A 13,973-nucleotide genomic window follows, 5' to 3' on the forward strand; every position below is an offset into this window, starting at 1 on the left:
ATCGCGCACAGGGAGGTGGCGATGGCGGGGCGTCCGGTCGACCATCAGCGCAGGGACGAACTGCTCGACGCGGTGGTGGATTACACCGTCGAACACGGGTTCTCGGAGTTGTCGTGGCGGCCGGTGGCCGCCGGTGTCGGGGTTTCGCCGACCACGCTGGTGCACCATTTCGGCACCAAAGCGCACATGCTCGAGGCCATCCTCGAGCGTCTGCGGCAGCGAATGTTCGCCGCCACCAGCGATGCCGCCGGTGCGCATCCGGACCTGGCGACAGCGGCGCGCGCGGTCTGGGCTCGAACTTCCGCACCACAGCGTGAGGCCGAGTTCCGTTTGTTCTTCGCCGTTTACGGGCGCGCCCTGCAAGCTCCACAGCAATTCGCGGAGTTCCTCGACCACGTCGTCGCCGACTGGCTGACTTCGTTGTGCCAGGCCCAAGCACCCGACGTCGATCCCGAGACCGCAAGCCGCACAGCCACATTGGTCATTGCGACGATTCGCGGACTGCTCCTCGACCTGCTCGCCACCGGTGACCGAGACCGAGTCCAGGATGCCGCCGAAAGCTTCCTGGGCAGCCTCGAAGTTCCACCGGGGCCCGCGTCGGCGCCCTTGGAACCGAATCCCTCTTCTCGAGCACTCGGTATCGCTGACGCGTGACCCGGCGCCGACGACTGCGGCACGTGGAGACTGGCATGGTGCTTCGGCGTGGGGAGCGGGCGGGATTCAGCGAGGCGATCCGGTGGGGGGCAGGATTTTGAAGGTCGCCGCCAACGCTATGGCAAGGACGGCTGTTCCGGTGAGAGCGATATCCGCCGAATTGGACAACGAGGCGAGCGCGAGGAGGAATATTACGCATATCGCCATCGCGATGACGGGGGTCGCGTAGTCGCGTGGAGTCGAAGGTTTCGAGGTGTGGGCGCTGGTCATGGTTTCAGCATTCACCACTGTGTGGTTATCGAAACGTTATTTGTCAGTCGCGGCCGGAGATTCCTCTCGGTCGACGGCGTACGTCACTGCGCGGTGTGGGCTCGCGGAACTGATTCGGCCGCGAACACGCTGGTGAGGCCGTTTTCGGGCGGCTCGCCGGGATGCTTGCTCCGGCCGTCTGCCAGGGAAGGTTGTTTGCCGTTTTCGATCACGGGTATGCGTCGGAATGTGATTCGAACGTCGCGAGATACCCTTTGCGGCCGTTGTCTGCGGCAATATCGAGACAGTTGGAAGTGATTACTCCGGAATTGCTCGTCTGATTCTCCGATCCATTTCGGTTTCCGATCTTGTGGGACGTCGGCGTCATCGATGTCGTGGGGAATGCGGGGGTGACCCGGCACCGGCGCGCCGGCCGGGCCCACTACTACGGGCGCGGCGACGTCCGCGCGCGGCAGTGAAGAGGTCGTGTCGGTGAGTCTTCGGTGTGACGCTCGATGGCTCATCGATGGTGGGTGCATCTCGCACTGATGAAGGAGATCGACGGTGACAATTGACGACGGGCGCGCAGTGCGGGTGCAGGCGCCGACAGCGAAGAGACCCTCGCAGCTGAAAGGTGGCCTGTCGGCGTTCGACCGGTTCGCCACCGCGGCGTGCGGGGTCGCCTCGCGGGCAACGTTTTTCGCGTTCTGCGTGCTGCTGGTGGCGGTATGGTTGCCCAGCTTCGTGGTGCTACCCAGCCTGGACAGCTGGCAGTTGCTGATCAACACGGTGACCACGATCATCACGTTCATCTTGGTCGCGCTGCTGCAGAACACTCAGGCCCGCGCGAACGCCGCGGTGCAGCACAAGCTCAACGCGGTCGCCGACGCGCTGGCGGATCTGATGGGTGAACTCGGCGACGAGCATCCGCGTCTGTGCCGCCACCGCGCCGAACTCACCGCCGCCGTCGGTCTCGAACACCACGTCTCCGCATCGGAATAGGCCCGGCCAGGTCGATGCGGGGGAATTTCGTGGCAGCGCCATGCAGCCTCGTTCAGCCGACGATGCAGGCACAGGCCAAACCTGGAGTTCGTACGGATCACGGCGGAGAACTGGGGCGGCGCGCGCACCGTGGAGAATATGTGGGGGTCACCGGACGACCCGCTGTGGCGAGCCAGCGATCCGCTGGTGCACGCGGATCGGTTGCGCGGAACCACCGTTCGGACCGTATGTGGTTGCCGTCATGCTCGACTCAGGTGCAGCTGATGCGGACCTCACCTCACCGATGGAGGTCGTCCGCAGAGGTTGGCGAGTAACCGGTGCGGGCGCGGGTATGCGGCCGTCATGGCGAGGTTGCATCTTCTGGATCGTCGAGGCGGGCACGGTGGTACAGCACCGTCGCCACAACAGGCTGGGCCGGACCCGGATGTGGAGCAGCGGGCACCGGATGCGCCCACAGAACTGCCCTCTCGGGCGTGGCGCGCGGTATTGCGAAACAGTCTGCGGGAGTTCAAGAATGACGAGCTCGCCGACCGGGCTGCGGCGTTGACGTATTACGGTGTGCTGGCGCTGTTTCCGGCTCTGCTGGTGTTGGTGTCGCTGTTGGGAATCGCCGGTGGATCGGCCACCGCCAGGGTGATGGACAACCTCCGGCGGCTCGCGCCGGGCTCGACGCGCGACCTCCTGGTACAGGCCGTGGAGCAACTGCAGGACCGCAGCGGCCTCGGCTCGGTTCGTGCCGTCGCGCGGGCAGTCGGCTTCGTCGAGGACTGGCGTGGAACGAGGTGCCCGAATCCTGTGCTGCGGTGGTGGGATCCGGTGCCGACGCGATCCGGCCCTCCGTGCCTATCTTACCCGTCTGAGGTCGGCACAGTCGCCGATGTGCGTCTGGTTCGTCACGCCGGCTGACGGTCTTCGGTGGCGGCGCATCCTTCGGTGGTCGATCGTGCCATCTGCTTCAAGACCTGAGTGGGGCCTCCGATGCGCAATGCTTCGCGTTGTCGGACAGCGCCGTTGCCGTTCCGCAGAACTGTTGCCAACGCGCCGCGCGTGAATTCGTCGCGTGGACGGCGGCTGGATCTACTCTCGTCGCATCGATCGAGCGGCCGCTACGTCCACGAATTCCGCGCCCGGACCCAGCGGCCGGGCTACGAGGAGTTCGCGGTGACCCGAGGCGATGTTCATCTGTGTGGAAGTGTGCCGCTGCCGAATGGGAGCCCGTATTCGATACGGCCGCGCGGCGGCTGGGACCGTGGCTCAGCCGCATACCCGACGGTGAGACCGGCGAGCGGGACAACTTCACGGTCTGGCAGTTGCCGCGCATGGGCGCGCATCCGGATCTGGAGACGGTGCCGCCGCCGAGCCCGGAATACGGTCCCAGTGAGCGGGTGCGGCCCAAACCGGGCGTGGATCCCGCATCGATCGATTTCGGTGAGCTGGGTCTGCCTGCCTACCCCGATCTCGGTGGTGGTGCACGCCACCGACGGCCGCGACGGGGCCCTGCGCCGCATCGCCGCCGCCCGGGAAATCGTTGACGGCTTCGGTATCGCCACCGAATGCGGATTCGGCCGCCGGCCCGCCGAACACATCCCGGATCTGCTGGATCTGCATGCCGAACTGGCGGCCACCTGTTGTGAGACCGTCGGCCGGCCAGCTGCGGGACCCGAATAGCCTGGGCGAGAGCGCTTCCCACGCTTGGGAGCCAGAGCCGCAAACCTGGTGAAACGGATCGTATTCAATATCGGCGGGTATTGCGCCGCTCCGCGTGCAGCCCGTTGAGAACGGAGTCTCGATGTCGACAACCGCGTCCTTCGATATCACATCACCAGCGTTCAAACACGCCCCCTTCGAAATCCTCGCCGACCTGCGCAAGGACTCACCGATCGCGAAGATAGCGCTGCCCGGTGGCGAATCCGGCTGGCTCGTCACCCGCTACGACGATGTGGAGGCGTTCTTTCGCGACTCCCGACTGACCAACAACCCGGCCGATGTGTATCCACCGGAGGTTCTCGCCATGGTGTTTCCGCACGGCGAATTCTCCGATGCGCTACTGCATTCGGTGATCTTCCAGAGTGACCCGGTCCACCACGCGCGCCTGCGCCGACTGGTCAGCGCGTCGTTCACGCCGCGATTCATCGAGACCTGGCAGCCACGCATTCAGCAGATCACCGATGCCCTGATCGACCGGCTGCCCGGACACGGAGAGATCGACTTCGTGCAGGAGATCGCCTTCCCACTGCCCATGCAGGTGATCTCGGAAATCCTCGGCGTACCCACCGCGGATCAGGAGAAGTTCCGGATCTGGTCCAATCTGTATGTCGACGCCATGGGCAATTCTGCGGCTGCGATGCAGATCAAGGACGAGATGCAGGAGTTCCTGCACTACCTGCACGCACTGCTCGAGGCCAAACAACAGCAGCCCGCACCGGATCTATTGAGTCGTCTGCTGCAGGTGGAGCTCGAGGGAGATCGCCTGTCCCGCAAGGAAATCATAGGCATGGCCCAGCTGCTGATCCTGGCCGGTAATGAGACCACGACCGCGTTGCTCAGCAGCGCGATGCTGACCTTCTTCCAGCATCCGGAACAGGCGGAGGCAGTGAAGAGCGATCCCGCACTGCTGAAACAGGCGATCGAGGAGGTCATCCGCTACCGCGGTCCGCTGATGAACGCCAACGACCGCTGGGTGGCCGAGGACTTCGAACACCAAGGGCAGCAGCTGAAGAAGGGCGATCACATCTATCTGTGCGTCACGTCGGCCAATCGTGACGAATCGCGTTTCCCGGATGCGGCGACCTTCGATATCCGGCGCGAGGACAGTCAGCGCCACCTGGGCTTCGGCAAAGGCATGCACTTCTGCCTGGGCGCCCCGCTGGCTCGCCTGGAAGCATCCGTGGGCCTGAGCACAGTGCTGCGACGCATGCCGGATATCGCGCTCGCCGTCGGTATGGACGAAATCACCTGGCGCCCCGGAATCACCTCCAGCACTCTGGAGAAGTTGCCCGTGCGCTTCTGATCCCAGCTCCGCGACTCGCTTCTTCAACGCCCCGTTCTCCGGAGCCCGAGGGCTATCGGAGATGGGCACTCTGCGGCGGCTGATGCACTCGCCGACCGGGGTTGTCTCACTCGGTTGTGGGTGCCGATGCTGATCGCTGGACTGGGCGGGCCAGGCGCGTCGGGGTGAGCCGGCCTCGCAGGGTCACCGATTCGCCGAGCTGCCAATGTTCGGCTTCGGTGGTGGCGGCCGCGACAACCGTCTTATCCGAGGTGAGGAGCAGGGAATCCTGTTTTGCCAGTTCACACAGCCGGGCGGCTTCGTTGACGGCGTCGCCGATCACCGTGAATTCGTAGCGCTGCCGAGCGCCGACATTGCCCGCGACGACCCGGCCCTCGGCGATGCCGATCGCGGCGACGAAATCCGCGGCGTCGGTATCGAGCCGGGTGCGGATCGCGCGACCGCACGCCAACGCGGCACCCGCTGCGTCGGGAAGCGGGGCAGGCGTGCCGAATACGGCCAGCGCGGCGTCCCCTTCGAACTTGTTGAGCAAGCCCCCGTGGCGTTCCACCTCGTCCACCACCACACCGAAGAAGCGGTTGAGAATCGCGACCATCTCGGGCGCGGGCAGGGACGCGGCCATGGTGGTGGATCCGACGATATCGATGAACAGTGCGGCCGCCTCGACTTCGACGCCGCCGAGCACCGCCTTCCCCGCCAGTGCGGCGTCGGCGACCTCGCGCCCGACATGTCTGCCGAACAGGTCCCGGATCTCCTCGCGTTCGCGCAAACCGCCGACCATATTGTTGAAACCGCTCTGCAGTTCGCCCAGTTCGGTGCCGTCGTAGACGGCGAGTTCCAGATCGAGATCGCCGTTCTCCACCTCGCGCATCGCCCGGCGCACACCATTGATCGGGGCGACGGTGGCGGCCAGCGTCTGCGTCATCAGCAGCGAGCCGATCAGCAGGGTCGCACCGCCCAGCGATAGCACGCACACCGCCAGCCGGGCCGTGCTCACATAGTCGGTGCACAGCGCGAGCACCGCGAGCACCATCAGTCCCGCCACCGGCAGACCCGAACCGACCAGCCACATCAACAGCGATCGCCCGAACACGCCGATTCCACTGCGGGGGCGCGACTTTCGCGCCGCGAGCACCCGTGAGGTCACCGGTCGCAGGGCGAATTCGATGATCAGATAGGTACTCGCGCACACCACGACTGCGCTGAACGTGATGCCGAACGCGACCTTGCCGATCAGCCCGGGCTCGGCGAGTCCGGCGAGCAGCGTGAGCAGGACCACTCCGCCGAACCACAGTACCGCCTGGATCCGCACCAGTCGCCACGGCACCGCGGCGGCGGCCGCCTGTTGCCGCTCGGTGGGCACCACATCCGGGTCGATGGCCCAGCCCAGCGCGCGTAAACCGCGCACAGTGCCCCACCACACGCCGATCAACACTGCGACCACGGCGTATACCGGGGCGGCGACGGCATCGACCAGAACGATCTTCGCGGCGAATACGGAAGGCCCGGGGAGTACGAATCCGATCAACGTGATCGACACGAAGACACCGGCCAGGTTGGCCAGCACGATCGGTACCGTCAACAGCAATTGCACCCGAAGCCGCCGAGTTCCTGCCGCTTCGTCCTCGTGTCCCAGTAGTCGCGATCCCCATGGCGCTGCCGCGAGTGGGTTGTTGCTGCGCGCCATTCTCGGCCGGCCCTTTCCGTAGCTACGTTGCACCGAGGGCCGGGCGGCCCGAAAGCCTCTGCGGCACAGCGTGTTCCTGTGGCCCAGGCGCTGCTGGACTGCGCGGCGGGCCGTCGTGGTGTTCGGTTTCCACGTCGGTTCCCCGTCTCGCCGAGACGGTACTGGACCGGCGCGAATCCGGCTACACCCGGGCGATTACCGCGCGCCGCTGCACCAGACCCTCGGCTCCGACAGCCTCGACCTGGCGCAAGCCCGCGTCCGGATGCTCAGGGCCGAGATCGAGTCCGCCCGCCCCCTCGCGATCACGACCGACATCGTCGAGAGCTGAGGCGCTTGGCCGAGCGATGGCGCGGACAGACCTGTTCGGCATCGTGCTCGGTCTGCTCAGCCGGTTCGGTCGACTCGCCGACCGGAGCAGCGAGTCGACGGCGGCGAACTGTGTTGGACGGCAGCCGGTTACAGATTCTCGGCGGCGCCGTGGCGTAACGGGGGCCGATACGGATCGATATGCATGCGAACGGTTGCGGTATCGGACTCGGGGGGGACTCATGCATACCAAATCACTGATTGTCGCCGGCTTAGCGGCGAGCATTGCCATCACGGTCAGCGGTTGCGACCCGGCCTCCACCCCCGGGGCGCAGTCCACAACCACTCCGGCGGTTCAAACTTCGCAGCCGTCGGCGCAAACCGGGCAACCCACCCCATCGGGACATGCGATCGAGCCCGGCGGTAGCGTGCCTGAGACTGCCGCCGTGCCGGCGACCGGAACCGATGCCGATGCCGCCGACCCGGCTACTCCCGCGGACACCACATTCCCGAAGTGCGTGACCGCCCAACTCCGCCTGGACAAGGGGGTCGGCGGCCCGGTGGGAGGGGACTGGTTCCTGAGGTTCGTCAACTCCAGCTCGCGAACCTGTGTCCTGCAAGGATTTCCGGGGGTCTCCCAAACCGACGGCCCCAGCGATGACCCGGTGGGCGAGCCCGCCGATCGGGACGAGGGTCCGCAGGCGCCCAAGCCCGCTCCGGTCACGCTCGCACCTGGCGGGGCAGCCCAATTCGAGTTCATCACCTATCCCAAGCAGATCAACGATTGCGCAGCTCTGCGCACCACCACCCTGCGGGTCTACCCGCCCGACAACACCGAGTCGCTGTGGCTGCCCTGGGACAACCTGATCTGCCCGAGCCCGCAGCGCATGCTCGTCGTCCGCGCGATCACGCCGCTGTAGGCGCAGCTACGGAGGAAGGCCACCGGCGATGTCGGGGTACGTGTTTCGCGTACGGGGTCGGCATACGAATAGTCCTGCGCGCCTTCGGGACTCGCGCCGCATCAGGGCGCGAAGTCGCCTCCGGACAGGACGACAGGCTCGTAAGCAGCCGACCTGCCGTTGCATGCGTGCCTTAGTGGTCCGATCCGTGGCCTCGCCATGTGCGTAGGGGTGTGCCGGTAAGCACGTCACCGTGGCCGACACAGACGATATCGACGTCGAGTTCGGTCAGCCGGCGGGCGGCTGTGTCGACGGCGGTGCTGTCGAGGTTGAACACACCCGGCGTGGTGACACCACGCACATTGGCGAGTGTGTCGCCGGTGAACAGCACACGGTGCTGCGGCAGATGGAGCGCCAGACTGCCGTCGGTATGGCCGGGAACTGCCAGAACCTCTGCGCCGCCGCCGAAATCGAGCACGTCGCCGCCGCGTAGCTCGCGGTGTACCGGGGCTGGGCGCGGGGGTGTGCCCGGTTCGAGAGCGTCGGCGATCGGGCGTTCCCACTCGCGCAGGACCGGGGCCGGCTGTGGACGTTCGCCTCGCACGATGTCGGCGTCGGCATGGTGCGCCCAGATTTCGGCTCCCCACTCCGCGAGGTCGGCCGCCGAACCGATGTGGTCGTCATGGGCATGGGTGAGAATTACCCGCTGCACCTGGTCGCGGGTGAATCCGCAAGTGCGCAGGCCTCTTTCGATCTCCCCGGCGGTTCCCGGCAGACCGCAGTCGATCAGAGTCACCCCCTCGAGGTCGCTCCAGACGTACACATTCAGGTCGTTGACCTGGGAAAACCGCAACGCCGTCAGCTGCGGCAGTACGGATACGATCTCCATGCTCGGCACCCTATCGAGAGCCGACGGAGATTTCCCCTTGCTCTGCTCTGGGCAGAAATACCGAGCATTTCGAGGGCCCGCAGTACTGTTCCATTCCGGCGTTCTGCTCACAGAACGACGAGGCGGGATTCGTATTCGAGGAAAGCGACCATGATCCGGAAACTCACTCCACCGCAGGCTGTCGCCGAACCGGCCGTCGGGCCCGGGGCTGACTTGACGGGCCAGGTGGCGCTGATTACCGGCGGCTCGTCCGGATTGGGGCGTGCCATCGCGATGGGGCTGGCAGTCGCCGGGGCAGCGGTCGTTGTCGCGGGGCGGCGACGGGAGGCAAGCGAACGGGCCGCAGCCGAGATATCCACTCGCACTGGCACAATCGCCGAGGGTGTGTCTTGTGACGTGACCGACGAGGATTCCGTTCACGCCGTCGTTCGGACCATACTCGACAGTCACGGGCGCCTGGATGTGCTTGTCACCAGCGCGGGTATCCAGGCCCGCGGCGGCCTCGACACGCTCGACGCCGGTACATTGCGCGACTGTCTCGATGTGAATGTCGTCGGCACATTTCTGGCCTGCCAGGCGGTGGTGCCGACGATGCGGCAAGCTGGATACGGTCGTATCGTCACTCTCGCCAGCGCGCTGGGACTGGTCGGAGCCGCAGGCCGTGCGGGCTACGCGGCGAGCAAGGGTGCGGTGGTTCAGCTCACCCGTAGCCTCGCCGCTGAACTGGCGGGTACCGGAATCTGCGTCAATGCCTTGGCGCCCGGCCCTTTCCGCACAGCGTTGAACGACAACATCGACGACGATCCCTACGTCCGAGAATTTCTCGACCACCAAGTTCCGATGCGCAGGTGGGCTGACCCGGAGGAACTCGTCGGTGCGGCAGTCCTGCTCGCCAGTCCGGCCGCCTCCTACCTCACCGGTGCTGTACTGCCGGTCGACGGTGGATGGACCGCGCACTGAGCACGTCATGGCCAATCCGCGCCGCCGCGCCACGCGAACTCCTGCGACATCGATCGGCGGCCTCGCTCTGTGGCGCGCGAGCAGTCGCCCGATCGCGAGGTCGTCGAGATGTGTGATGTGAAGGGAGGCTCCGATGGCTCGGGGCACGGTGAAATGGTTCGCAGACGTCGAAGGTTTCGGGCTTGTCGCCGCCGACGATGGCGGACCTGATCTCTATATCGGATCCGGCGATGTCGCTGCACACGACAGTGTGCTCGCCGAAGGGGATCGCGTGGAGTTCGAGGTAATCGTCGATATCAAGGGCCCACATGCCCGGCACGTGCGGATTCTGTCCGACGCCATCGTCGCCTCCTGACCGCCGTCAACGGGACGACCGGGAGCGGCAGGAGTCACGGTGCCGTCTCCAGTAGTTGGTCGATACGGGCCGCGCAGAAGGCGGTCAGATCGAGTTCGGGCGGGAGTTGCAGTCGGTCGGTCATACGCAGCAACGGGATACTCAGCAAGCTGGCGGCCAGGATCTCGTTGAAACGCAAGTTTTCCACCGGCATTCCGCTGCGGTGTTCGTAATACTCGATCGTCTGTTCACGAGAAGGTGTTCCGGGCAGTGGTTCGTGGCCTTCGTATTCGCTGCAGGCCCAGTCCAGAAACAGCATCCAGGCCAGGTCGGCCTCGTGGTCGCCGAGGTAGGCGACCTCCCAGTCGAGCACTCCGGTGACGCGTAAGTTCGTGTCGTAGAGGATGTTCGACATCCGGGCGTCGCCCCAGCACAACGTGACGTGTACGGGTTCGTAGGTGTTGGCGCGCAGCCACTCCACGCCGCGGCGCAGTGCTGGGGGCGGCTCGGCGCAAGCCCAGCGCAGTGCTGCGTCGATGTAGCCGACGATCTGTTCCACGGGCTCGTCCCCGTGTTCAGGGAAGGCCAGGAAGTCCAGTTTCAGGGTCTGCGGATCGAGGCGGTGGACATCGGCGATGGTGTCCACACACCCCCACCACATCCGCTGCCGCCCGTCGCGGTCGGCATCGAAGTAGTTGCCGGCGGTGTGGTAGGACGGATAATCGCTCGGCGCCTCACCGGGAATGCGATCCATGACCATATAGGGACCCCCGAGGGCGCCGCCGTCTCGGTCGAGCCAGCGCACCGTCGGAATCGGAATGCCGCTGCCTGCGAGCCGTTGCATGACGAGCACCTGACGGAGCAGGTCGTAGTCGGGGAACAGTGCCACTTCGGGCGGCCGCCGGAAAACCAACGAATGGGTGGTGCCGGGGCAGTCGAAGTCGAACAGGCAGGTCTCGGTGGCCAGACCACGCGGGCTGGCCGACCAATTGCGGACCCGCCCGCGTTGAGCGTTCGGAATCCTCTGCTGGAGTATGGGTTCCAGCATCGAGGGCAGCTGTTCTGTCGGCACGCGCGTCATCAGTACCCCGGGTAGCCGTAGCGGGCATTGCGGCCCATGAACACCATTTCGACCAGTCCGTATCCGACCTTGCCGTCGGTTTCGACGCGGCAGAAGGTTTCGGTCAGCATGCCGACCTGCCGTATCTCGTCGGTGTCGGTGAGATCGACGGTGAACCCATCGGCCCAGGAAGGGCCTTTCCAGATCCCGGATGCGTAGCCGCGGTAGTGGTCGTAGCCGGCGAGTCCGGGCCAGAAACTCGAGATCGGGGTGATCGTGAATTCGCGTTCGCTGCCGTCTGCGGCCCGGGTGGTGAAGCTGCCGCCGGAGACGATGCGGAAGTCCTCGCGGAACCTCAGGTCGTGGTCGGCGTCCAGAATCGGTGCCGGGGCCGCGCCGGTGCCCAGCGGCGGGATGACGGTGCCCTCGAACTGCCATCGTTGTCCATCGGCCGTCTCACGTTTGGCGAAGTGGACCAGTTCGTCGTCGAACTGGAAGATGCCCATGTAGTAGAGGACGCCGTCGGGGATTTCCGGGGGCTGCAGGCCCTCACCTTCGGAGAGGCTGCCACCGCCACCGCCGTGGCGGGTGCCCCAGGAGTGGTCGCGGCCGAACCACCAGGTGTCGGGGTCGATCTCGTAGCGGACGCCGCCGGTTTCGATCCATCCGGAGATCGTGCCGTTCTGGTAGTAGCGGCGCGCGTCTTCACGCACCCGCCCGCGGGTGCGGAAGAACGCCGGCTCCTGCTCGTAGGCGGGGAAGTCGCCTCGGAAGTTCAACTCCAGGCGGACGCCGAAGTCGTTGTCGCCCAGCGTCGCTCGCACACCGCGCAAGGCTTCGGTGACCTCGTAGCGGAACGGGCCGACCTCCCACGCGCCCAGATCGCCGCCGCCGGTGTTCAGTTCGCGGGACAGGCGCACCACGTGCGCCTTGTCGCCGACGGTCACCATCGCGTACGCGTCGATCACGTTGCGGTTGGGGTAGCGCGCCATTCCGGTCATCACGCTGACGGTGCCGGTGGTGTCGAAGCCGTAGAGCACGACGCGTTCGGTCCAGCGCAGATCGCTCTGCAGCACGTGGTCGAAGGTGGTGGGCAGTTGATGACAGAGCAGTTCGTCCTGGGGTGTCAGCATCGACGGTCCTCTTGTCGGTCGGTAGAACGCGTTCCAAGCTAGCGATTTCAAATACGCCATGTAGCGTATTTATGAAAATTGGTCTGGCTATTCTGAAGACGAGCAGGTGGATGGAGGATCGGTGACCGAGCAGATCGCGCCGCGCGCGGGCCGGGGACGCCCTCGTGACCCGCAGGTGGACGAACAGGTACTGCGGGCATGTCAGGAATTGCTGGTCGAACAGGGTTATCAAGCCACGACGATCCAGGCGGTGGCGCGGCGGGCAGGCGTGGTCGCCACCTCGATCTATCGCCGTTGGCCCAGCAAGGTGCCTTTGGTCGAGGATGCGATCTTCTCTCTCGACACCGGCGTGACACCGGCTGCCACAGGGGATCTACGAGCGGATCTGCTGGCCTGGACGCGATTGTTCTACACCGCGGCGAGTCATCCCGCGGCGCGCTCGGCTATCCCTGGACTGTTGTCGGCCTACCACGACGATCACGAGAGTTACCGCCGTCTGCTGGATCGCGGGGAGCAACCCGCTCGCCGCGCCCTGCGCGAAACCATCGACGCGGCAATCGAATCCGGCACCGCTTCGCCCCATGCCGATGTCGACGCGCTGTTCGAGTTCCTGCGCGGCGCCACGGTGGTGCGAGCGCTCACCCGAGGCGACGACGACGCCGAAAGCTTCTGTCACCAGATCGCCGACGCGTTGACTTCCATGGTTACCGCACCCAGGCCTTGAGTTCACGTCCGTCCGGACGAACGGAGGGGGTCAGACTGCCGACAAGCGGCCATTGACGAACATCTTCGGCCCGGAGGGTAGGAACCCCGGGATACCCGAAAAATTCGAGGCGGATTTCGACGCCGGACGGGACGAAGACGGGAGCCTTTGCCTCATCCTGACCCCGGAAACCGCCTCTCACCAGGCGATCTACAGACTACGCCCGATAATCAGTTTCATGCTCGGCGAGTTTCGAAGAAACCCCTGGTGAGAGGCGGTTTTAGATCCAATCGGCCAGAAATGCCGGGGAAGGCCATCCCATCCTGACCTGTAGGTTCTCATCGCATCCCAATGAGCAACGGGAGAATGACGGGACGCCGCCAATACCCCTACGGGGTAAGTACTCGGCGGGCGCGATGGTGCAGCTTCAATACGGTGTCGGTTGAATGCAAGACCGCTCGGGCGATATCCATAGTTCAGGACAGTGTGGCGAACTGCAAGGTCTGTGTTGGTCGTACGCCTGGGTGGAGTACCGGCGTGTCGCGCCTCGACGCGCCGATTGATTTTTTTGGACAGCAAACTTTTGGAAAACCGATCTGACCCTTGTAGGTCGCTGAACCTTGCGCTGGCTTCCTCGACAATCGGGACCGCAGCGGCGAAATCTCAGGGACCGCCCGTCAGGTGCACGACGGCATCGACCTGCCCTGCGGCGACCAGCATGGTGCCTTGGCATGTCACAGGCCAATTAGACAAAGGTCCGCCAGCGGCGCACTCGGCGACCAGGGCGGTCGCCGCACGAAGACTCGGCGCTGGAACCCATTCGGCGACAGGCCGGATCGCAGCGGTCGAGGCGGCGAGGGTCCGGGTTTGTGTCACCGCCACCGCTTGACGCGGCCCGAGTCGACCAGCCAGACAGTGGCTGGTCCAAGCTCCGGCCGTGCGTGTGGCCCACCAGCGGCGTTGCAGAGCGGGCGCGCATACGACCGACCCGACCGAGGGCCGGATCCCGGCCCCTGCGAGGCGCTCGGTGAAGGCGATAGACATGTATTGCGATCCTCGAACATGTTGGTGAACAGAATCTTTCACG

General features: G+C 65.5%; 13 protein-coding genes and 1 pseudogene. 9 read left to right on the top strand and 5 right to left on the bottom strand.

What is annotated here, in order from left to right:
* The first annotated feature begins 21 nt into the window (after positions 1-21).
* From ON23_RS32595 to ON23_RS32620, 5 genes are all read left to right on the top strand, one after another.
* Entirely contained in the window at positions 22-654 is a 633-nt protein-coding gene (locus tag ON23_RS32595) for a TetR/AcrR family transcriptional regulator (protein ID WP_063821384.1), read from the top strand.
* Between the two features lie 819 nt (positions 655-1,473).
* A complete protein-coding gene (locus ON23_RS32605) occupies positions 1,474-1,905 on the top strand; it encodes a low affinity iron permease family protein (protein WP_223273866.1) in 432 nt (143 codons plus the stop codon).
* A 426-nt stretch (positions 1,906-2,331) separates the two neighbouring features.
* Positions 2,332-2,811 (top strand): YihY/virulence factor BrkB family protein, encoded by a 480-nt coding sequence (locus ON23_RS36360; RefSeq protein ID WP_210743228.1) that lies wholly within the window; start codon positions 2,332-2,334, stop codon positions 2,809-2,811.
* Between the two features lie 522 nt (positions 2,812-3,333).
* Positions 3,334-3,573, top strand: coding sequence for a hypothetical protein (locus ON23_RS32615; protein ID WP_157170357.1), 240 nt, complete (start codon positions 3,334-3,336; stop codon positions 3,571-3,573).
* Between the two features lie 121 nt (positions 3,574-3,694).
* Entirely contained in the window at positions 3,695-4,915 is a 1,221-nt protein-coding gene (locus tag ON23_RS32620) for a cytochrome P450 family protein (RefSeq protein ID WP_039783203.1), read from the top strand.
* Between the two features lie 106 nt (positions 4,916-5,021).
* Here the strand turns inward: ON23_RS32620 and ON23_RS32625 are convergent, their stop codons facing one another.
* Positions 5,022-6,602, bottom strand: coding sequence for an adenylate/guanylate cyclase domain-containing protein (locus ON23_RS32625; protein WP_039783174.1), 1,581 nt, complete (start codon positions 6,600-6,602; stop codon positions 5,022-5,024).
* 752 nt (positions 6,603-7,354) lie between these two features.
* On the opposite strand from ON23_RS32625, the gene ON23_RS38280 reads away from it, so the two are divergent.
* Positions 7,355-7,828 carry a DUF4232 domain-containing protein gene (locus ON23_RS38280; protein WP_051043668.1) on the top strand — a complete coding sequence of 158 codons (474 nt, stop codon included), beginning with the start codon at positions 7,355-7,357 and terminating at the stop codon, positions 7,826-7,828.
* A gap of 172 nt (positions 7,829-8,000) precedes the next feature.
* Here ON23_RS38280 and ON23_RS32640 read toward each other — a convergent pair whose 3' ends face one another.
* The gene (locus tag ON23_RS32640) at positions 8,001-8,696 is read right to left on the bottom strand and encodes an MBL fold metallo-hydrolase (protein ID WP_051043669.1); all 696 of its coding nucleotides are present in this window, start codon (positions 8,694-8,696) and stop codon (positions 8,001-8,003) included.
* Positions 8,697-8,846: 150 nt separating this feature from the next.
* On the opposite strand from ON23_RS32640, the gene ON23_RS32645 reads away from it, so the two are divergent.
* Positions 8,847-9,656, top strand: coding sequence for an SDR family NAD(P)-dependent oxidoreductase (locus ON23_RS32645; RefSeq protein ID WP_051043670.1), 810 nt, complete (start codon positions 8,847-8,849; stop codon positions 9,654-9,656).
* 133 nt (positions 9,657-9,789) lie between these two features.
* The gene (locus tag ON23_RS32650; protein WP_039783178.1) at positions 9,790-10,011 is read left to right on the top strand and encodes a cold-shock protein; all 222 of its coding nucleotides are present in this window, start codon (positions 9,790-9,792) and stop codon (positions 10,009-10,011) included.
* A gap of 34 nt (positions 10,012-10,045) precedes the next feature.
* Here the strand turns inward: ON23_RS32650 and ON23_RS32655 are convergent, their stop codons facing one another.
* Together ON23_RS32655 and ON23_RS32660 are read right to left on the bottom strand one after the other, a co-directional pair.
* A complete protein-coding gene (locus tag ON23_RS32655; RefSeq protein ID WP_039783180.1) occupies positions 10,046-11,071 on the bottom strand; it encodes a phosphotransferase family protein in 1,026 nt (341 codons plus the stop codon).
* The gene (locus ON23_RS32660) at positions 11,071-12,183 is read right to left on the bottom strand and encodes an Rv3169 family protein (protein WP_039783182.1); all 1,113 of its coding nucleotides are present in this window, start codon (positions 12,181-12,183) and stop codon (positions 11,071-11,073) included. Before ON23_RS32660 ends, ON23_RS32655 begins: the two co-directional genes overlap by 1 nt.
* 121 nt (positions 12,184-12,304) lie before the next feature.
* Between ON23_RS32660 and ON23_RS32665 the strand changes: the two genes are divergently transcribed.
* A complete protein-coding gene (locus tag ON23_RS32665) occupies positions 12,305-12,907 on the top strand; it encodes a TetR/AcrR family transcriptional regulator (protein ID WP_039783211.1) in 603 nt (200 codons plus the stop codon).
* Positions 12,908-13,804: 897 nt separating this feature from the next.
* Here ON23_RS32665 and ON23_RS40035 read toward each other — a convergent pair.
* Positions 13,805-13,885: pseudogene (locus ON23_RS40035) on the bottom strand (histidinol-phosphatase); the annotation flags it as partial.
* Between the last annotated feature and the right edge of the window lie 88 nt (positions 13,886-13,973).

This window comes from Nocardia cerradoensis NBRC 101014, assembly GCF_000308535.1.
GTDB lineage: Bacteria > Actinomycetota > Actinomycetes > Mycobacteriales > Mycobacteriaceae > Nocardia > Nocardia cerradoensis.